This window comes from Pseudomonas sp. JV449 (genome assembly GCF_032424295.1).
GTDB classification, from domain to species: domain Bacteria; phylum Pseudomonadota; class Gammaproteobacteria; order Pseudomonadales; family Pseudomonadaceae; genus Aquipseudomonas; species Aquipseudomonas marginalis.
Genome location: NZ_VYKD01000017.1, coordinates 50,778 through 70,541, shown reverse-complemented (window position 1 = coordinate 70,541; position 19,764 = coordinate 50,778). Strand labels below are relative to the sequence as shown.

The 19,764-nt window shown below is 55.5% G+C and carries 16 protein-coding genes; 11 read left to right on the top strand and 5 right to left on the bottom strand.

The window, feature by feature from the left end; translation table 11 throughout:
• Positions 1-358 precede the first annotated feature (358 nt).
• Both F6S08_RS16825 and F6S08_RS16820 read right to left on the bottom strand, forming a co-directional pair.
• Positions 359-1,414 carry a tartrate dehydrogenase gene (locus F6S08_RS16825; RefSeq protein ID WP_315871961.1) on the bottom strand — a complete coding sequence of 352 codons (1,056 nt, stop codon included), beginning with the start codon at positions 1,412-1,414 and terminating at the stop codon, positions 359-361.
• A 176-nt stretch (positions 1,415-1,590) separates the two neighbouring features.
• Positions 1,591-2,265, bottom strand: a complete 675-nt coding sequence (locus F6S08_RS16820) for an NADPH-dependent F420 reductase (protein WP_315871960.1) — start codon at positions 2,263-2,265, stop codon at positions 1,591-1,593.
• A 188-nt stretch (positions 2,266-2,453) separates the two neighbouring features.
• On the opposite strand from F6S08_RS16820, the gene F6S08_RS16815 reads away from it, so the two are divergent.
• Both F6S08_RS16815 and F6S08_RS16810 read left to right on the top strand, forming a co-directional pair.
• Positions 2,454-3,347, top strand: a complete 894-nt coding sequence (locus F6S08_RS16815) for a LysR family transcriptional regulator (RefSeq protein ID WP_315871959.1) — start codon at positions 2,454-2,456, stop codon at positions 3,345-3,347.
• Between the two features lie 252 nt (positions 3,348-3,599).
• The gene (locus F6S08_RS16810) at positions 3,600-4,793 is read left to right on the top strand and encodes an MFS transporter (RefSeq protein ID WP_315871958.1); all 1,194 of its coding nucleotides are present in this window, start codon (positions 3,600-3,602) and stop codon (positions 4,791-4,793) included.
• Positions 4,794-4,840: 47 nt separating this feature from the next.
• Here the strand turns inward: F6S08_RS16810 and F6S08_RS16805 are convergent, their stop codons facing one another.
• Positions 4,841-5,728, bottom strand: coding sequence for a LysR family transcriptional regulator (locus tag F6S08_RS16805; RefSeq protein ID WP_315872025.1), 888 nt, complete (start codon positions 5,726-5,728; stop codon positions 4,841-4,843).
• Between the two features lie 129 nt (positions 5,729-5,857).
• Here F6S08_RS16805 and F6S08_RS16800 point away from each other — a divergent pair, with 129 nt between their 5' ends.
• The 9 genes from F6S08_RS16800 to F6S08_RS16760 all read left to right on the top strand — a co-directional run bounded on the left by F6S08_RS16800 (position 5,858) and on the right by F6S08_RS16760 (position 14,954).
• A complete protein-coding gene (locus tag F6S08_RS16800; RefSeq protein WP_315871957.1) occupies positions 5,858-6,943 on the top strand; it encodes an AbrB family transcriptional regulator in 1,086 nt (361 codons plus the stop codon).
• Between the two features lie 1,081 nt (positions 6,944-8,024).
• Positions 8,025-9,311 carry a carbohydrate porin gene (locus F6S08_RS16795; RefSeq protein WP_315871956.1) on the top strand — a complete coding sequence of 429 codons (1,287 nt, stop codon included), beginning with the start codon at positions 8,025-8,027 and terminating at the stop codon, positions 9,309-9,311.
• 316 nt (positions 9,312-9,627) lie between these two features.
• A complete protein-coding gene (gene pqqA / locus F6S08_RS16790) occupies positions 9,628-9,702 on the top strand; it encodes a pyrroloquinoline quinone precursor peptide PqqA (protein WP_003177660.1) in 75 nt (24 codons plus the stop codon).
• Positions 9,703-9,773: 71 nt separating this feature from the next.
• Positions 9,774-10,685: a pyrroloquinoline quinone biosynthesis protein PqqB gene (gene pqqB / locus F6S08_RS16785; protein WP_315871955.1), complete on the top strand. Its 912-nt coding sequence runs from the start codon at positions 9,774-9,776 to the stop codon at positions 10,683-10,685.
• A gap of 11 nt (positions 10,686-10,696) precedes the next feature.
• Entirely contained in the window at positions 10,697-11,449 is a 753-nt protein-coding gene (pqqC, locus tag F6S08_RS16780; protein ID WP_315871954.1) for a pyrroloquinoline-quinone synthase PqqC, read from the top strand.
• On the top strand, positions 11,446-11,721 hold the full coding sequence (pqqD, locus tag F6S08_RS16775; protein ID WP_003194772.1) for a pyrroloquinoline quinone biosynthesis peptide chaperone PqqD: 276 nt from the start codon (positions 11,446-11,448) through the stop codon (positions 11,719-11,721). The genes pqqC and pqqD overlap by 4 nt, the downstream gene beginning before the upstream one ends.
• Positions 11,693-12,844: a pyrroloquinoline quinone biosynthesis protein PqqE gene (pqqE, locus tag F6S08_RS16770; protein ID WP_315871953.1), complete on the top strand. Its 1,152-nt coding sequence runs from the start codon at positions 11,693-11,695 to the stop codon at positions 12,842-12,844. Before pqqD ends, pqqE begins: the two co-directional genes overlap by 29 nt.
• Before the next feature lie 138 nt (positions 12,845-12,982).
• The gene (locus tag F6S08_RS16765) at positions 12,983-14,179 is read left to right on the top strand and encodes an arabinose transporter (RefSeq protein WP_315871952.1); all 1,197 of its coding nucleotides are present in this window, start codon (positions 12,983-12,985) and stop codon (positions 14,177-14,179) included.
• Positions 14,180-14,558: 379 nt separating this feature from the next.
• Entirely contained in the window at positions 14,559-14,954 is a 396-nt protein-coding gene (locus tag F6S08_RS16760; protein WP_315871951.1) for a hypothetical protein, read from the top strand.
• Positions 14,955-15,186: 232 nt separating this feature from the next.
• Here F6S08_RS16760 and adeC read toward each other — a convergent pair whose 3' ends face one another.
• Both adeC and F6S08_RS16750 read right to left on the bottom strand, forming a co-directional pair.
• Positions 15,187-16,611, bottom strand: a complete 1,425-nt coding sequence (adeC, locus tag F6S08_RS16755) for an AdeC/AdeK/OprM family multidrug efflux complex outer membrane factor (protein WP_315871950.1) — start codon at positions 16,609-16,611, stop codon at positions 15,187-15,189.
• Positions 16,608-19,763: an efflux RND transporter permease subunit gene (locus tag F6S08_RS16750; RefSeq protein ID WP_315871949.1), complete on the bottom strand. Its 3,156-nt coding sequence runs from the start codon at positions 19,761-19,763 to the stop codon at positions 16,608-16,610. Before F6S08_RS16750 ends, adeC begins: the two co-directional genes overlap by 4 nt.
• Position 19,764: the final 1 nt, after the last annotated feature.

Genomic DNA, 19,764 nt, shown 5'->3' with positions numbered 1-19,764 from the left:
CGCGGCGATATCTGGGGCTTACCGAAGCGTCCCAGCGAGGTTTGGTCTATACAGCACCCGTCCATGCCTCGGGCTGACGCCTAAAGATGTCCGACCAGCCTTCATGACCAGCAGCAGCTTGCGTGGTAGTCAATTGCCCCTGGGAGAGCGGCTGTTCAAGCATTAGCGGCCCGTCTTGTCGTTCTATCTCTACTACCCTGGCTATGCCCCACTCCATGGAAAATGCGCGCGTTCATTAACCTGATGAGTGCGTGATTGAAAGCCTGGACGACCAGCGTATTAATCAAACTGCAGATACGCCAAGGGCGGATCAATGATCCGCCCTTGGCGTAAGACTGCAGTTTACCAGCAGTGAAACTTAGCGATTGATCAGTTCGAGTACCGCGTCGGTAACCTGCCTGGTTGTGGCTTTACCACCGAGATCAGGTGTATGCAGACCACTTTCAGTCACCGCTTCGATGGCCGACATCAAGTGGTTTGCGGCGTCCACTTCGCCCAGATGCTCAAGCATCATCGCTGCAGTCCAGAACGTCGCAATCGGGTTGGCCACACCTTTGCCAGTGATGTCGAAGGCAGAGCCATGGATTGGCTCGAACATCGAGGGAAACTTGCGTGACGGATTAAGGTTAGCCGTCGGAGCGATGCCCAGGCTACCGGACAACGCTGCGGCCAGATCGGACAGGATGTCGGCGTGCAGATTGGTCGCCACGATGACATCCAAGGTCGATGGTTTGAGAACCATGCGAGTAGTTACCGCATCGACCAATTCTTTGTCGATTTTGACGTCCGGAAAATCTTTGGCGACTTCGTAAAAAATCTCGTCCCACAACACCATACCGTGGCGTTGGGCATTCGACTTGGTAACCATTGTAAGGTGCTTGCGTGGACGGCTCTGTGCCAACTGGAAAGCAAAGCGATGGATGCGTTCAACACCGGCTCGCGTGAATACGGATACTTCAGTGGCCACTTCCTCTGGCAGACCACGGTGGACACGACCGCCATTGCCGGAGTATTCGCCTTCGGAATTTTCCCGGACCACCACCCAATCAATTTGGTCGCCGTTGATCAGCGGGCTTTTTACCCCTGGCAACACACGGGCTGGACGCACATTGGCGTATTGGTCAAAGCCCTGGCAAATCGGCAGGCGCAGGCCCCAGAGAGAAATGTGGTCAGGCACATTGAGCGCACCAACAGCGCCAAAGAAGATGGCGTCGAATGTTTTCAATTCCTCAAGGCCGTTCTCAGGGATGTAATGACCGTTTTTCAGGTAGTTGTCCGAATTCCAATCGAAGTGTTTGAACTGCAAATCGAAACCGGATTTTTTCGACAGTGCCTCGAGCACCTCGACGCCCGCTGCAATGACTTCAACACCAATGCCATCACCGGGAACTGCAGCAATTTTATACGCGCTCATTTTCATCTCCGCTCTTGTTTTGGCTCTTGCAACCCGCCATACCGGACTGGCCAGGCGGGGTCGTTAGCCAATTATATGGAGCGAAAAAAGAAGCAGAGTCGACTCAAAATCACTACATACATAACTTGGAGTTACGAATCAAAACATCGATCCGATGCCGGAAGGTGCACGTGAGGCTACTTTCCAATGCGGGAGGCGCCTTTGAACAACCTGTCGAAACGCCCAAACCGATAAGCCCAGTCCGGCCCTTGGTCTGTCTCGTAGGCCAACACACCAGAGAGCATTCCGAAAGGTTCGATGTAACGAGCAATTTTCAGCGCCCCTGCATCTACCGGATCGAATCCCACCTGACTGATGAGACCAGCAGCCTTGGCTTTGCTGGCTGCGTTATCACCGCAGAAGATCAAACTGGGACGCAACGCCTCGCCTCTAGCCGCAAACACGTCGAACAATAGCTCGCTGGGCGTCGACTGGAAGGCTGCGACAACATGGGCGTCAGGAATCATTCGTGCCAACGTTTCCGCACCGGACATTGTGTGGCCGATAACGAGCTCTGTGTCCTCTGCGTTCAAAGGATTGCAACAGGTCATGACGATCTTCCCGGTCAGATCCCCCGCTTGGCTAAGCACGTCAGGTACCTGAAACCAATGCACGGCCAGGAGGACCAAATCGGCGTCGCGCGTAGCCTTCGCCGGTGTGCTCGCTCGTGCGTTCTTGCCAGTCGAGGCGGCCAAATCGATAATTTTCTGCTGGCTACGCGAGTAACTGAAGCTGACCTCATGACCAACTTTGGCGAACATCGTGCCCAGATGACTGCCCATTCGGCCGGAGCCAAGAATTCCGATTTTCATGATAGGTCTCCTGTGAATTCAGTTTGATTAGAAACCCGGATACCTCCAAGTGGAAGGTTCGACAGTGAATAAAGGTATGATCAGCATTGATCAATACCGCACAAGAACCGTGATGGAGTTCGAGAGTCAAACCTTTTATTGCGTGCTTGAGCTGATACAGTACCCGCTCCCATGCAGAGAATTGATGAATGGCAAAGGAACATTACAGCGACCTCCTCGCTCTTATTGCTGTAGCTCGAGAGCAAAGTTTCACTCGAGCGGCCTCCCAGTTGGGAATATCTCAATCGATGCTCAGTCATAGCATCCAGCGACTGGAAGCCCGGGTCGGCGTTCGCCTTCTCACTCGAACGACCCGCAGCGTGTCCGTCACCGAGGCTGGAGAACGCCTGCTTCAGTCTGTTGAACCCCGCCTGAGGGAAATCGAGGCCGAACTGATTGCTGTGACTGAGCTCGGCGACACCCCCGCCGGTAACATTCGTATCACGGCGACCGACCACGTCATCGATACTGTGCTCTGGCCGAAGTTGGCCCAATTCCTACCAAAGTACCCACAGATCAGTGTAGAAGTGTCAATCGACTACGGATTGACGGACATTGTGGCCGACCACTTCGATTTTGGTATTCGTCTCGGGGACGGACTGGCTAACGGGACCGAAGCCGTTCGTATCGCACCCGACATGCGTTTTGTCATGGTAGGCGCACCGTCCTATATGGAATCTCGTGACGTACCGGTCAAGCCGCAGGATCTCCAGGGCCATGAATGTATAAATATGCGCCTACCAACGCGTGGCGGCCTGTATGCGTGGGAGCTGGAAAAGGACGGCCAGGAAGTCAATACGAGAGTCAGAGGCAAACTTATATTCAACGGCATCAACCAGATTCTGCATGCAGCCGCATCGGGTTTTGGGCTGGCCTACGTTCCGCAGGATATTGCGCAACCCCATATCGATGCAGGCAATTTAATCCCTGTCATGGAGGCTTGGTGCAGGACATTCCCTGGGCTGCATCTTTACTACTCCAGCGAACGCGAAAAATCCAGGGCGATGCAGGTCCTGATCGATGAACTACGGTATCCAGATTGACCGTAGATGCATGAGCGCCCCTTACGCAACTGAATTATTCGCCCGCATTCATAGGTGCTTTCGGATTTCAGATCATTACAGATCATCCTTAGCACCCTATCATTACGCTCTAAATAAGTTGCGATGAGGCAATTGCCCATCGCCCGCCGGGCCAGCCCCGAGCGTTCTCAATTTCCTTGCATTCATTCGTCCATTTGCGCAGTGCCCCAATCGTTCGGGGCGTTGTGTATTGGCTATTTCATGGGAACAACGATGACTACCTCAACTTTTACGCCGGCCCAAGTCGACAGCCGGATCTGGAGCGCCGTAGGGTCTTTGACACTTTGCGTCGCTCTGTTGATCGCGGCAGAGTTCATGCCCGTGAGTCTGCTGACTCCAATCGCCAACGACCTTCATACTTCTCAAGGGATGGCTGGACAGGCGATTTCCATTTCCGGTTTCTTTGCGGTGGTGGCAAGCCTCTGCATCGCCTCTATCGCCGGACGCTTCGATAGACGTCATGTCCTGATTTCAATGACCGTGCTGATGCTTGTTTCGCTGGTAGTCATCGCGCTGGCGCCTGGTTTCACTTGGTTGATGATCGCCCGAGCGTTCTTGGGGGTCGCCATCGGCGGGTTCTGGGCTCTATCCACTGCCACTGTGCTGCGAATAGTCCCTGAGGATGCGGTACCTAAAGCCTTAGGCATGATTTACATGGGGCATTCGGTGGCCGCTGCATTTGCCGCGCCGATTGGGGCTTACGTGGGAGGCCATTTGGGATGGCGCTTCGTGTTCGCTGCGCTGGTGCCGATTGTCATCATTAACGTGATCTGGCAGTACAAAAGCTTGCCCAAGATGCAGCCAGAAAAAACCATTCCCCTTTCCAGGCTGTTTGGCGTACTGAAACGCAGGAATGTAATGTTCGGTTTGCTGGCCGCCATGCTGACTTTCGGTGGTACGTTCACCGCCTTCACCTACTTGCGTCCATTTCTGGAACAAGTCACAGGCGTTGACTCGACCCAACTGTCGATTTTGCTCTTAAGCCTGGGTATCGCCGGTTTCGGAGGTACCTACCTCGTCAGTCGGCTGCTGGAAAAACAGTTTCTCTTCCAACTGTTGCGCTGGTTGCCAGTGGCCTTGGCTGTCATGACGGTGGCTTTGGCCGAGCTCGGATACATCTTCGCGGCCGCCGCCATCATGATGTTTGGCTGGGGGATGCTGTATTCAGCCATCCCGGTATGCTGGTCGACCTGGCTGGCCAAAGAAGTGAGCGATGAGCCAGAAACCGGCGGTGGGTTGATGGTTGCAGCTATTCAGATGGCGATCATGGTCGGCGGCGCGTTCGGTGGGAGCTTGTTGGATCATGTGTCGGTAACTGCCCCTTTAATTGGCGGCAGTGCACTGCTCATCCTGGCAGCACTGGTAGTTGGAAATGGTGAGCGGCTCACCCAGTCCTCGCCGGTTTGATAGGGCCTATCGATGCTAGCGGCTGCCAAGAGCATCCGCTAGCCCGATCAAATGGTTCCATCGCCTTTCAGGACATTCAACAATATTTGTGCGGCCGGCGATAAATAGGCGCCCGCGCGGACAACCACGACGATAGTACGTTTCATCGTGGTCTCCTTCAGTCTTACCTCACGAAGGTGCGTGACCCCCTTGACGTCTTCGAGGGTCTCCCTGGCTAGGAAGCTCAGCAGGTTGGTTTCACCAATCAGACGTGGCAGCAACGAGATTGAGGTGGTTTCGATCTGTACCTGGGGTAATGGCAGATCCCTGGACTGGAACACATTGTCTATCCAGCGCCGCGCCGGCACAGTGGAGGCCGACAATACCCATTGGTACTGACACAAATCGCGTAACTCATAACTGGCGCTAAATAGCGGATGATGACGGCTGGCGACCACCACCGCCTCGTCGTCAAACAAGGCATGAAACTGCAATAACGGATCCGCTTCGTATTGTGGGCAAATCACCATGTCCAATCTCCCGGAGAACAGTGATTCGCGCAGTAAATCGTCTTGGCCGATCACCAAGTTCAAGGTGATCTGCGGCGCACGCGAAAGCAGCGTCGCGGTCAGGTGTGGAAGCAGGTGATCAGCCATGGAGGCAGCGCAGCCCAAGCGGATGTTTCCCATCACACCGTTTGCAAAATCACGTATTTCCCGCTGGGTTTCGGCAACGCTCTGCTGCAGCTGTTTGCCACGCACTTTCAGCAACTCTCCCACTGGTGTGAGCTTGATCCGCCGCCCATCGCGCTCGAACAGGCGGGTCCCTAGAGACTCCTCAAGCCGCTGGATGCTTTTAGTCAGCGCTGGCTGACTGCGGTTTAGCTTTTGCGCAGCGCGGCCCAGGTGCCCCAACTCGGCGATGATTTCAAAATAGGCAAGATCACGCAGGTCCATATCCATCAACTAAAGTTATCAATCAATCGAAATTAGAAAATAGACTTTATCAAACCACGTATCAATAATTATCAGCACATCGATAGCGATGCCACGCCCTGCGGCGACCCGCGTTTTGGAGTACGACTCTTGTCTTCTTCTGCCAGATATTCCCTGCATGTCTACCCCGCGCCGCTTCAATGGTTGGCGCTTGCCCTATTGGCTGGAGCAGGCGGTCAGGTGATGAAGTTTCTGGAGGTGCCCGCAGGCCAATTCCTGGGGCCTATGCTGGTTGCCATCATGTTCGGCGTATGCGGTGCGAGCATTCGACTGCACCGCTACGCCTTCAAGCTTGGCCAGGGCTGCATCGGCATTCTTGTCGCTCATTCGATGACACTCGCCGTACTCGCTTCGATAGCGCAATCGTGGCCACTGATGCTGTTTGCGACCGTGGTGACGGTCAGCCTTAGCGCATTGGTGGGGCTTGCGTTGGTATGGATGGGTATCCCAGCCAGTACCGCAGCTTGGGGTACATCGCCAGGCGCAGCTTCTGCAATAGTCTTGATGGCTGACGAATACGGCGCCGATTCCCGAGTGGTCGCCACTATGCAATATGTGCGCGTGGTGTGCGTGGTAATGATCGGTGCGCTGGTGAGCAACTTGCTGGAAGCACCGGTCGGAGGAAGCGACGTGCATGCTGCAGACGTCGCGTCGCAGAGCTTCGGACTATTGCATCTGGGCCTCACGATTGTCACTCTATTAATCGGTGTGACGTTGGGAAATCGATTGCCGGCCGGTGCGCTGCTGATGCCGCTAATGTTGGGCGCAGCGCTACAGATCAGTGGCCTGTTGCATATCACTCTGCCTAGTTGGTTACTCGCTATCGCCTACGGCGCTATTGGTTGCTACGTTGGCTTGCGCTTTGATCGAGTGACCGTCAAATACGTCTGGCGGAAATTGCCGGCGATGATACTGGGAGCGCTACTGATGATCGCTTTGTGCGCATTGTCTGCGTGGCTGTTGGCAGCGGTGTTGAACAAGGACTTCCTCTCGATTTACCTGGCCACGAGCCCAGGGGGGCTCGATACGATGGCAATCATCGCGGTGGAAACGCACTCCGATGTAGGACTGGTATTGGCCATGCAGACCCTACGACTGTTTGCGGTCATCCTGACCGGAGCTTTTGTGGCGCGAATGATTATTCGCTTGGGCAGTTACCGTCGGATAACGTTATAAACTTGAGCCCCACCGTAACGACCTCCAGCGCAGAAGCTCGCGTCTGCGGGTCTCATCTCCCCTTTCCCTTCCAATAGACGGCAGCGCACAGCTGCCGCACATCTAGCACTCTTGCGCATTATTGAAAAACTCGTTCCACCAGCCCCCGGATGCCAAGCCTCCTCTCCGCTGGCAACGCATTGGCATCGAAAGATGCGCCTGGGGAAGACGCGCGACGACGAGTTTACTGTGGTTTAGCTCATGAACGCACACATCTATTTCATTAAACAAATCCCACAATAAGATTTTTTTCAGAAATATAAAAACTCTTGCATTAGCTTTTAGATACCAATCTTAAATTTAATTTATAAAGTAAATTTATTTATTTCAACATGTTACGAATTTTATCTGTCTATATAGTCAGCAAAATCCTTAGATCCTTTGCTAAAAATGGAAACGAGACAAAAAACAGTCTGTTGACTATAAATCCCACCATGTGCATATTTGCCCCGTCACCGCAAGCGGATGGCAATGGGCAGTGTCATGTCGAGCAAAGCGAGCATTACTGCTTGGGCGCATGATCCATGCCGACTGATCCACTCCGCTCTTGACCGACCATGGGCGCGAGTCGGACAGAACTTGGCTGCAAAGACGCTGACCTGGGGATTTTCAATAACGCTAGCCAGCAAAGCGTGGAAGTTCATAGGTATTTGTAACGAAGTCACGAATGATCTTCTCCATAACAATCAGAAATAGGAGTTGCTCCATGGTCAAGGTAAATATGAGCACACGCTCTCGTGCCCCTATGAGCTGTTGCACCCTGCCCCATCAAAGCCACTTCTAAAGTCCTGCGCGTGTCTTCCGAAGCCTGCCTAGTTAAGCGCTTCGCCCCTAATGAAATCCAATTCATAACCTTAGAGGTCGCCATCGCCGAAAAACACTAGACGCGTCGTACTACTCAATGCCATTGCACTACCCCCCTTAGGCCGATACTCAGTATTCGGTCGACAGCAGGGTGCACTCAATTATCTGACCAACAAAAACAAAAGCAGGGATCAAGATGATTACTCACTCGAACCGCATTGCTCGGAACAAGATATCAATGGCACTGCTGCTTTGCGCAGCGACCAACAGCCAGGCGCAAGAAGCCTTTAACCCCGAGTCGCCCTGGATGCTGGGCGATTGGGGCGGCCTGCGCTCAGAATTACTAGAGAAAGGTTATACGTTTAACGTGCTGTACACGGGCGATGTCGCGACTAATCTCGCCGGGGGCTATGATTCACACACTACCGCGCGGTATACCGACCAACTTGCGCTGTTAAGCAATCTGGACCTTGAGAAAATCCTCGGCTGGAAAGGCGCGGATTTTCAATTCACGCTATCGAATCGCAACGGGCGCAATCTCACCAATGACGTGATCACCGACCCGCGCGTGGGGGGCATCAGTCAAGTTCAAGAAGTGTACGGTCGAGGCCAGACCGTGCGCCTTACAGATCTCTGGTACCGCCAAAAGTTCTTTGATGGTGGGCTGGATATCAAACTGGGCCGCATGAACTTTGGCGAGGATTTCGGCAGTTTCCCCTGTAAATTCCAGAACCTGGCGTTCTGCGGCGCTCAGCCGGGTAACTGGGCCGGCAATATCATTTACAACTGGCCAATCACCCAATGGGCCGGCCGGGTAAAGGTCGCGCTGGGCGACAACACCTATGCGCAAATTGGTGCTTACGAACAGAACCCGTCCTACCTGGAAAACGATAACCGTTTCAAACTCAGCGGCAGCGGCAATGAAGGAACCCTGGTGCCTGTCGAGCTGGTCCATGCCACCTCGCTGGGAGCCGGACAATTGCCAGGGGAATATCGCGTAGGCGCGTATTACAGCAGCCGTAACGCAAACGACGTCAACACTGAAGAAAATGGCGTAGCCAAATCCCGAGATAACAAACACGGCGCCTGGGTTGCCGGGCAGCAACAAGTCTGGAGAGACCCGGACTTCGCCGCGCGCGGGCTCACAGTGTTTGCCTATGCCACAGTGCATGACAAAGCCACCAATATGATCGATCGCTATGCGCAAACAGGGTTCTACTACACGGCCCCCTTTAAATCCCGGCCGAATGACGAGATTGGCGTTGCCATCTCCACTCTCCACGTCAATGAACGTTACAAAGAGCATCAGCAGCAACTGAACAGCCTGGCGGGTTTCAGTGATTACAATGACCCGCGTTACACACCAACGCAAGGCTCGGAAACCAACATGGAAATTTATTACGGGTTTGGCGTCACCAAATGGCTGACCGTGCGCCCCAACCTTCAGTTCGTTGGCAACCCGGGGGGCGTCAGTGAGGTCAAGGATGCGTGGGTCGCGGGGTTGAAGTTCGAAACCAGCTTGTAAGAGGACGAGTCTGATGCCATTTACTGTCCGTGTAAGAATGACAATGACGTTCCGGGCTCTGCAGCTTAGAGTCCTATTACTGGGCAACAGCTTCGCAGCGCTTGCACGCAAATTGTCCGGTCACTCGCTTTCGTATCTGGAGCAATTTCCTGAAGCGGTATTGTTGCCCGACCGTCCGGTGGTACCGGACTAGGGGCAACAGGTGAATCAGGGCGACGGTTGGGTCGGGCGCGCCTTGGCAAGCGGTAAAATGGTCCCGACCAAATTACAGATGTAAACCTGAGTAATATCCCATCCACTTGAACGGAGCAATCCTATGTCCTGGTCCAAACCTGCTTACATTGATCTGCGCATCGGTTTCGAAGTCACCATGTACTTCGCCAGCCGTTAATCCGCAGGGTAATACAACGCCTCGGTTCGCCCGGGGCGTTTTTGTTTTGAGCTTTGCTTGATGGAGCGACCATGTTTGTCCAGATTCCAGGTTCCGCCGCCGGTGGGGGTTTCCCGCAGTGGAACTGCAACTGCGTGAACTGCGCAGGTTTTCGTGACGGCAGCCTGCGGGCGCAGGCGCGCACCCAGTCGTCCATCGCGATTTCCGACGACGGCGTGAATTGGGTGCTGTGCAATGCGTCGCCGGATATCCGCGCGCAACTCCAGGGCTTCGCGCCCATGCAGCCCGGCCGCGCCTTGCGTGACACGGGTATCAGCGCGATCATCCTGATGGACAGCCAGATCGACCACACCACAGGCCTGTTGAGCCTGCGCGAAGGTTGCCCGCACCCGGTGTGGTGCACCGACATGGTCCATGAGGACCTGAGCACCGGCTTCCCGCTGTTCACCATGCTCACCCACTGGAATGGCGGGCTGGCCTGGAACCGCATCGAGCTGGACACCAGCTTCACCATCCCGGCCTGCCCCAACCTACGCTTCACCCCACTGCTACTGCGCAGCGCAGCGCCGCCTTATTCGCCGCACCGCTTCGACCCGCACCCAGGCGACAACATCGGCCTGATCGTCGAAGACCTGCGCACCGGCGGCAAATTGTTCTACGCCCCGGGCCTGGGCAAGGTCGACGCGCCGTTGCTGGAGATCATGGCTGGCAGCGACTGCCTGCTGGTGGACGGCACGATGTGGGACGACGATGAAATGCAGCGCCGGGGCGTCGGCACACGCACCGGCCGCGAGATGGGCCACCTGGCGCAGAACGGCCCCGGCGGCATGCTCGAAGTGCTCGAGCAATTGCCAGAGCAGCGCAAAGTGCTTATCCACATCAACAACACCAACCCGATCCTCGATGAAGACTCCCCCGAGCGGGCAGAACTGGTGTGGCGCAATGTCGAAGTGGCTTACGACGGCATGAGCATTGAATTGTAGGAGCGACCGAAATGACTGACACGCCGTTGACCACCGTTGAATTCGAAGCAGCCCTGCGGGCCAAGGGCGCCTTCTACCATATTCATCACCCGTACCATGTGGCGATGTATGAAGGCCGTGCGACCCGCGAGCAGATCCAGGGCTGGGTCGCCAACCGTTTTTACTATCAGGTGAATATTCCGCTGAAAGACGCTGCGATCCTGGCCAACTGCCCGGACCGTGAGATCCGTCGCGAGTGGATCCAGCGCCTGCTCGACCACGACGGTGCTCCCGGTGAAGACGGCGGCATCGAAGCCTGGCTGCGCCTGGGCCAGGCTGTCGGCCTCGACCCGGACCAACTGCGCTCCCAGGAATTGGTATTGCCCGGTGTGCGATTTGCGGTGGATGCCTACGTCAACTTCGCCCGTCGCGCCAGTTGGCAGGAAGCGGCCAGCAGTTCGCTGACCGAACTGTTCGCGCCGCAGATCCACCAGTCGCGCCTCGACAGCTGGCCGCAGCATTACCCCTGGATCGACCCGACCGGCTATGAGTATTTCCGCACCCGCCTGGGGCAGGCCCGTCGCGACGTGGAGCATGGGTTGGCAATCACTCTGCAGCACTACACCACTCGCGAAGGCCAAGAACGGATGCTGGAAATTCTACAGTTCAAACTGGACATCCTGTGGAGCATGCTCGATGCCATGAGCATGGCCTACGAACTCAAACGCCCGCCGTATCACAGCGTGACCGAGCAGCGGGTGTGGCACAAAGGGATCACCCTATGAGCTTTGATCGCAGCAAAAAACCGACCTGGCGCCAGGGCTATCGTTACCAGTACGAGCCCGCGCAAAAGGGCCATGTTTTGCTCTATCCCGAAGGCATGATCAAGCTCAACGACAGCGCCGCGCTGATCGGTGGCTTGATCGATGGCGAGCGCGACGTGGCGGCGATCATCGCCGAGCTGGATAAGCAGTTTCCCGGCGTGCCTGAGCTGGGTGATGACATCGAGCAATTCATGGAGGTCGCCCGTGCTGAGCACTGGATCACCCTGGCCTGACAAACCAGCGATTGGCCTGCCGTTGTGGCTGCTGGCCGAGCTGACTTATCGCTGCCCGTTGCAGTGCCCGTATTGCTCCAACCCCCTGGATTTTGCCGAGCAGGGCAAGGAGTTGAGTACCGAGCAATGGATCAAGGTATTTCGTGAAGCGCGCGAAATGGGCGCGGCGCAACTGGGTTTTTCCGGCGGTGAACCGTTGGTGCGCCAGGACCTTGCCGAGTTGATCGCCGAAGCGCGCAAGCTGGGCTTCTACACCAACCTGATCACCTCCGGCATCGGCCTGACCGAGCAAAAGATCAGCGACTTCAAGAAGGCCGGCCTGGACCATATCCAGATCAGCTTCCAGGCCAGCGACGAACAGGTGAACAACCTGTTGGCCGGCTCGAAAAAGGCCTTCGCGCAAAAGCTCGAAATGGCCCGCGCGGTGAAGGCCCACGGCTACCCGATGGTGCTGAACTTCGTCACCCATCGGCACAACATCGACAAGATCGACCGCATCATCGAGCTGTGTATCGCGCTTGAGGCGGACTTTGTCGAACTCGCCACCTGTCAGTTCTACGGCTGGGCGCAGCTCAACCGTGTGGGTCTGTTACCGACCCGTGAACAGTTGGTGCGCGCAGAACGCATCACCAATGAATACCGCGCCAAGCTCGAAGCCGAAGGTCACCCGTGCAAGCTGATCTTCGTTACGCCGGATTACTACGAAGAGCGCCCGAAAGCCTGCATGAAAGGCTGGGGCAGCATTTTCCTGACCGTGACGCCCGACGGCACCGCCCTGCCCTGCCACGGTGCCCGACAGATGCCAGTGCAATTTCCCAACGTGCGCGACCACAGCATGCAGCACATCTGGTACGACTCTTTCGGCTTCAACCGCTTTCGCGGCTACGACTGGATGCCCGAGCCGTGCCGTTCATGCGATGAAAAGGAAAAGGACTTCGGCGGCTGCCGTTGCCAGGCCTTCATGCTCACGGGGGATGCGAGCAACGCCGACCCGGTGTGCAGCAAGTCCGAGCAGCACGGCATCATCCTCAAGGCGCAGGAAGAAGCCGAACAGGCCACTCAGACAATCGAGCAACTGGCCTTTCGCAATGAGCGCAATTCACGGCTCATCGCAAAAGGCTGACCTTTTAGCGACGCCAATAAGTGGCTGATCGCCGATCGTTCCGATATCAATATTGGCCTCGACGTAGCGGTGACGAGCAGCCACTTTGGGGTGTCCCACAACGTCGACCTCAACCGTGACTCCACACAGGTTTTAGTGATGTCTAACGCTCAAACAGATACAAAAGCTATGTCCGGGGTCGTTTTGACACTACTGCCTATCATGGCCGTGGTGCTCATCGCGTTCTCAATCATCGGACTTGCTTTGCCGGTATTACCCCTGCACGTGAACCAAGATCTCGGTTTAGGGACTTTTGTAGTGGGCCTGGTCACAGGCAGCCAATTCGCGGCATCGCTTGTATCGCGCGTGTGGGCTGGACGCTATGCAGACTCCCACGGCGCTAAGCGAGCAGTTGTCATAGGTTTGGTGACGGCAGTCGCCTCCGGGGGGCTTTATCTGCTGTCTCTTCACTTTCGCGCCACCCCGGCGCTTTCAGTTTCGGTGCTCATCATGGGAAGAGCACTATTAGGCGCGGCTGAAAGTTTTATCATCACAGGAGCCCTAGGGTGGGGACTGGCTCTAGTAGACCACCGCCACGCCGGCAAGGTCATCGCGTGGGTGGGCATGGCTATGTTCGCGGCGTTCGCCCTCGGCGCTCCGGCCGGCAGTCTGCTGTTCGACCGATTCGGGTTCATATCCATTGCTTTGGCCACAACAGTAGTGCCTCTCATAGCGTTACTGGTCGTAGCCCGCGTGCGAGCGGTCAATGCTCAGCCCAAAAATCCTCAACGTATGTCTCAGGTCATTGGAGCAGTCTGGGTTCCGGGTCTAGGCCTGGCGTTCAGTAGTATCGGCTTCGGCGCCATCACCGCATTCATTGCCCTACTGTTCACAGAGAAAGGCTGGTCACCCCTTTGGCTAGCCTTCACTGCTTTCGCCGTCGCATTCATCTTGGCGAGGGTTTTGTTCGGCCACCTTCCAGACAAGCTAGGCGGAGCAAAGGTCGCGTTCGTGTTCGCACTGATCGAGGCCGCCGGCCTGATTTTGATCTGGTTAGCCCCAGTGGCAGAGGCCGCGCTGGCAGGTGCTTTGCTCACTGGCGCTGGTTATTCTCTGGTCTTTCCAGGGTTGGGTGTAGAGGCCGTACGGCGAGTGCCAACGCAAAACAGAGCCCTCGCCATGGGTACCTATACCGCGTTCCTGGACTTGGCGCTGGGTATAAGTACGCCCGCCCTGGGCTTGATTGCAAGCTGGGATACGTTGGGAACGGTGTTCCTGATCAGCGCCGTGCTTGCATTAGGTTGCGCGGGGATATCTGTGCAACTCATCAGACGCTCTGCCCTTGTTTCATCGTGATGCGCGGTTATACAAAGGAATGGGGGACCAAGGACATTGCGCCCACCGCCAATTACTGAGTAAAAGTCAATTCTGCATCAACGATTTGCCGGTTAATCATTAAAGAATTACCCTGTAAACTATCCACATATTGATAACAACATCACCTCGGATACCGAGTGGCCCCTTAATACTTATGGCCCCTCGTTTATCTTGCGTGGCCCGTATAATAAAAGTGACGGGCACTTCTCCTAAGCCAAAAAATTAATTGGTTCTAGATATTACATAGAATAGTTTTTCTATGCCTCGATTCACAAAGCGTTACAGGTCCAGGCCTCAAAAACCTCTCGCGCTTACAGCTTATTATCGACTCTCATAGAACTTTCAGGACAGCATACTTATGAAACTTGCAAAATTGGTAGGTGCTCTTATCGTAACAACGGGGTTGGCAGGCTGCGCAACTGAGCCTCCAACGCTTAAAAACGGTGAATCCATAGTCAATCTCCAGGCGCAAAGCGGCGATCAAATGATTGCAAGACGCCTGGACACGCAGCGCGCCGAAAACCTAACTTATTTCAAAGTATTACCAGGCGCCCGTACTATGGAGTTGGGCATTGTCACTAAGGGCTATCAGGAAAACCAGCACCGCTGTATTGCCACGCTAGCGTATAACGATTTCTTACCTAATGAGCATTACACCTTGAACCAAAGCAGCTCGGGCAGAGAGGTCAAGGTTGAACTTTTCGACAGTAAAGGCAATCCCCTGGCTCAAACTGACAAGGTAGCTTGCCTGTAATTTTTGATGAGCCCGTGACCTTGGCCCATCTTCGTCCGGGCCACTTAATAACAGTAAGCTACTATTTTCAACGTGGCTGGCGTCGTACAACTAGACGCTCAAAACCTGCCTTCACCTGACACTTTTGCACACTCTTCGGCGAAGTACGCAAGAACGTAGCGATCATGATTTTAGTAAAAGCAAAACAACAACGCCCGGCTATAGCCGGGCGTTGTTGTTTCGGCCACGGGTATCAGAGCGACTTTACACCACGCTCGTTCCATCCGCCACCTAGCGCACGGTACAAGTTGACCTCAGCCTGCAACTGCGCAAGGCGATCGCTGATCAGCGTCTGCTGGTTGCTGAACAGCGAGCGCTGCGCATCCAGGAATGTCAGGTTGCTGTCCACGCCGATTCGATAGCGGCGCTCGGCAAGCCGATAGTAGTCTTGGCTGGCCTCAACGAGATCATTCTGTGCCTGCAACTGATCGACGTAAGTCTTACGTGCAGCCAACCCATCGGAAACTTCCTGAAAAGCAGTCTGGATAGTTTTTTCATAGTTGGCCACGCCGATGTCTTTCTGGATTTTCGAGTAATCCAGGCTTGCGCGTAAGGCGCCAGCGTTGAAAATTGGCAGGCTGATAGTAGGACTGAACATCCAGCTACCAGAACCACCCTTGAACAACCCATCCAGGTTCGTGCTTGAGGTGCCAGCGTTTGCCGTGAGGCTAATGCTTGGAAAGAACGCTGCTCGCGCCGCGCCGATGTTAGCGTTGGCGGCCATCAGCGAATGCTCGGCGGCAAGAATGTCTGGCCGACGGGCGAGCAAATCACTCGGCAGGCCAGCCGGGACTTTGGCGAGCAGATCGCCAGCCAATGACTGTGGCGCCGGCAAATCGGCAGGCAGGCCTGTACCAAGGAGAAGAACGAGCGCATTTTGATCTTCCGCAACTCGCCGCTGGTAGGTTGCAAGGCTCGCCCGCGCACCTTCCACGGAGGTGCGCGACTGTGACAGATCAAGCGCCGAAGCCACACCCACTTGATTGCTACGGGTGGTCAGACGCAGGCTTTCCTCATAGGCGGCCAAGGTGTTCTCGGTGAGCTTGAGCAGCTCGCGGTCAGCCTGCCAGGTTAGGTAGGCAGTGGCTACGCTAGACACCAGGCTGATCTGCGTGGAACGGCGAGCCTCAGCAGTAGACAGGTAAGTCTCCAGGGCTTGCTGGCTAAGACTCTGGATGCGTCCAAACAGATCCAACTCGTAAGAACTGATGCCTAGGTTAACGCCATACTGGCTGGAAATACTGGCCTGGCCAGACTGCGATAAATCGCTCGGCAGTCGCTGGCGTGTTCCGTTGGCATTGACGCCGACCGCCGGAAACAGGTCTGCCCTCTGGATACGGTATTGCGCCTGGTAAGCACTGACGTTAAGGGCCGCAACCCGCAGATCGCGATTGTTGATCAAAGCTGTCTGGATCAACTGCTGCATCGCCGGATCGTGAAAAAACTCGCGCCAGCCCTGCTCTGCGGCGGCTTGGTCGGCGGCGTTGGCCGCCTGATAAGCAAAGCCTTGCGGGTATTGCACCGCGACCGGTGCCTGCGGCCGATTGTACTCAGGAATTAGCGAGCAACCACTCAGGACTGCTGCCGTGATCGCCAGACTCATAAGGGACTTGGTCATTGGCCTGCCTCATCAGCTGAAGTCGCCTCGTCCCGTTGCTTACGACTACCTTTAAACAGGGACGAAACAGAAACGAAAAATAGCGGGACCCAAAAGATCGCCAGAACGGTGGCCGTAATCATGCCGCCGATCACGCCAGTGCCAATGGCGTGCTGACTACCTGAGCCCGCGCCGCTGGAGATGGTCAGCGGTAGCACGCCGAGGATAAATGCCAAGGACGTCATCACGATCGGACGCAGACGCATGCGGCAAGCCTCGACAGTGGCTTCAAGCAACGGCTTGCCCTTCTCATTCAGCTCCTTGGCAAACTCGACGATCAGGATCGCATTCTTCGCCGCCAAACCCACCGTCACCAACAGACCCACTTGGAAGAACACATCGTTGGACAGCCCTCGCAAGGCCGTGGCCATCAACGCGCCAATCACCCCCAGGGGTACCACCAAGATGACCGCGATCGGGATCGACCAGCTTTCATACAGCGCCGCCAAGCACAGAAACACCACAAGAATCGACAGTGCATAAAGAGCTGGCGCCTGTGAACCAGAAAGTCGCTCCTCATAGGACAATCCTGTGAAAGAAATGCCTACGCCGGGTGGTAGTTGCGCTGCGATTCGCTCGACTTCCGCCATTGCTTGCCCAGAGCTGTAGCCCGGGGCTGGCGTCCCAAGGATTTGCTCGGCGGGAACGCCGTTGTAGCGAGACAGCTTTGGTGAGCCAAATACCCACTCAGCACTTGCAAACGCCGAGAAAGGCACCATTTGACCTTGGCTGTTACGCACGAACCACTTGCTCAAATCTTCGGCGGTGCTGCGCGAGTCAGGCTCGCCCTGTACGTAGACCCGCTTGACGCGTCCGCGATCAATGAAGTCGTTCACGTAACTACTGCCGTATGCCACCGACAGCGTGGTGTTGATGTCTGTCAGCGAGATACCCATCGCCCTGGCGCGCTCGTCGTCAATGGTCAGGTGGTACTGCGGCTCGTCGTTCAAGCCATTTGGACGGACGCCCGCCAAGACTGGGCTCTGGGCAGCCAATTCAAGAAATTTACCGCGTGCCTCCATAAGCTTTTGGTGGCCCACGCTGTCTTGGTCCTGCAGATAAAAATCGAAACCGCTGGCATTACCCAGCTCGAGTACCGACGGAGGAACCACTGCGACCACCATGGCGTCGCGGTACTTCAGGAACTCTTGCTGGGCCCGCTGCGCAATTTTGAACACCGTATTGTCACTGTCCCGTTCCCCCCAAGGCTTGAGGTTGACGAAAGCGATCCCTGAATTCTGTCCGCGGCCTGCAAAGTTGAAACCGTTAACAGTGAACACAGTCGCCACGGCGTTACCTTCACCGTGCTCTTTGTCCAGCAAGTAGTTAGCCATGCGATCAAGCGCTTTCTGAGTACTCTCAGCTGAGCTATTGGCCGGTGTCTGCACCTGAGTAAAAATCAGACCCTGGTCTTCATCAGGCAGGAACGAGGTGGGTATGCGGGCGAACATCCAGATCATGCCGGCGACGATAACCAGGTAGACCACGAAGCCCGGCACCTTGTGCCGAATGATCTGACCTACGCCGCGCTCATAACCGTTGATGCAGGCATCGAAACGTCTATTGAACCAGCCGAAAAAGCCGCGTTTGGGTTGACCGTGTTTATCCGGATCGACGGGCTTGAGCAGGGTGGCACAGAGCGCCGGGGTGAAAACCAATGCCACAAATACTGAGAGCGCCATGGCGGAAACGATGGTTATCGAGAACTGCCGATAGATCACGCCAGTGGAACCACCGAAGAATGCCATCGGCAACAGTACCGCAGAGAGCACCAAGGCAATACCTACCAGCGCTCCCTGAATCTGCCCCATCGATTTGCGCGTGGCCTCCCTGGGTGACAGGTGCTCCTCCGCCATCACCCGTTCGACGTTTTCAACTACCACAATCGCGTCGTCGACAAGTAAGCCGATCGCCAGGATCATCCCGAACATGGTCAATGTGTTGATAGAGAAACCAGCCGCCGCAAGGACGCCAAAGGTCCCCAGCAATACAACCGGAACGGTCAACGTCGTGATAATGGTGGCGCGCAGGTTCTGCAAAAACAGCAGCATGACCAGAAATACCAGCACCACCGCTTCTGCCAGCGTTTCCACGACACCTGTAATCGATTCGGTCACCACCGGTGTGGTGTCATAGGGATAAATGGCCTCTACCCCAGGCGGAAAAAACGGTTTGAGACGGTCCACCGTGGCGCGAATTGCTTTGGCGGTATCGAGCGCATTGGCGCCCGTGGCCAGGCGAATCGCGATACCTGAGGCAGGCTTGCCATTGGCTTGCGCATTGATGCTGTAATTTTCGCCGCCCAAGCTGATGTCAGCCACATCACTCAATCGAACCTGAGCGCCGTCGCTATTGACCCTTAGCAAAATGTCACCAAATTGCTCAGAGGTTTGCAGTCGTGTCTTGCCGATGATAGTCGCGGTAAACACCGTACCTTTGCGTGCCGGAAGACCGCCTATGGTGCCTGAGGCCACTTGTACGTTCTGGGCTTCAATCGCCTCGGTCACATCGACCGGAGTCAGCTGGTACTGGTTGAGTTTGGCTGGGTCCAGCCAGACTCGCATCGCATATTGCGTTCCCCAAATTTGAAAATCACCGACTCCCGAAGTCCGGGAAATTGGATCCTGAATGTTAGACACAATGTAATTGGATAGATCTTCCTTGCTGTGTTTTCCATCGGTGGAAACCAAGCCAATGAACATCATGAAATTCTGTTGGAACTTTGTGACGCGCAACCCTTGTTGCTGCACTTCCCGCGGCAGCAGCGGCGTGGCGAGATTTAGCTTATTCTGCACCTGAACCTGGGCGATATCAGGATTGGTGCCCTGGTTGAAGGTAACGATGATGCGCATGCTGCCATCGGAGTTACTCTCCGATGAGATATAGCGCAAGTTGTCGATGCCATTCATCTGCTGCTCGATCACTTGCACGACAGTATCTTGCACCGTCTGCGCGGAGGCACCGGGATAAGAGACCTGGATCGCGACAGCGGGAGGAGCGATGCTGGGATATTGATTGATCGGCAGTCTGAAGATCGACAGTACACCCACGAGCATGATAATCAGTGCAAGCACCCACGCGAAGATCGGTCTATCAATGAAATACTTCGACATG

Excerpts from the sequence above, each read along its gene's own strand:
- F6S08_RS16825 (WP_315871961.1), bottom strand. The coding sequence starts at position 1,414 with ATGAGCGCGTATAAAATTGCTGCAGTTCCCGGTGATGGCATTGGTGTT.
- F6S08_RS16820 (WP_315871960.1), bottom strand. The coding sequence starts at position 2,265 with ATGAAAATCGGAATTCTTGGCTCCGGCCGAATGGGCAGTCATCTGGGC.
- F6S08_RS16815 (WP_315871959.1), top strand. The coding sequence starts at position 2,454 with ATGGCAAAGGAACATTACAGCGACCTCCTCGCTCTTATTGCTGTAGCT.
- F6S08_RS16810 (WP_315871958.1), top strand. The coding sequence starts at position 3,600 with ATGACTACCTCAACTTTTACGCCGGCCCAAGTCGACAGCCGGATCTGG.
- F6S08_RS16805 (WP_315872025.1), bottom strand. The coding sequence starts at position 5,728 with ATGGACCTGCGTGATCTTGCCTATTTTGAAATCATCGCCGAGTTGGGG.
- F6S08_RS16795 (WP_315871956.1), top strand. The coding sequence starts at position 8,025 with ATGGCACTGCTGCTTTGCGCAGCGACCAACAGCCAGGCGCAAGAAGCC.
- pqqB (WP_315871955.1), top strand. The coding sequence starts at position 9,774 with ATGTTTGTCCAGATTCCAGGTTCCGCCGCCGGTGGGGGTTTCCCGCAG.
- pqqC (WP_315871954.1), top strand. The coding sequence starts at position 10,697 with ATGACTGACACGCCGTTGACCACCGTTGAATTCGAAGCAGCCCTGCGG.
- pqqD (WP_003194772.1), top strand. The coding sequence starts at position 11,446 with ATGAGCTTTGATCGCAGCAAAAAACCGACCTGGCGCCAGGGCTATCGT.
- F6S08_RS16765 (WP_315871952.1), top strand. The coding sequence starts at position 12,983 with ATGTCTAACGCTCAAACAGATACAAAAGCTATGTCCGGGGTCGTTTTG.
- F6S08_RS16760 (WP_315871951.1), top strand. The coding sequence starts at position 14,559 with ATGAAACTTGCAAAATTGGTAGGTGCTCTTATCGTAACAACGGGGTTG.
- adeC (WP_315871950.1), bottom strand. The coding sequence starts at position 16,611 with ATGACCAAGTCCCTTATGAGTCTGGCGATCACGGCAGCAGTCCTGAGT.
- F6S08_RS16750 (WP_315871949.1), bottom strand. The coding sequence starts at position 19,763 with ATGTCGAAGTATTTCATTGATAGACCGATCTTCGCGTGGGTGCTTGCA.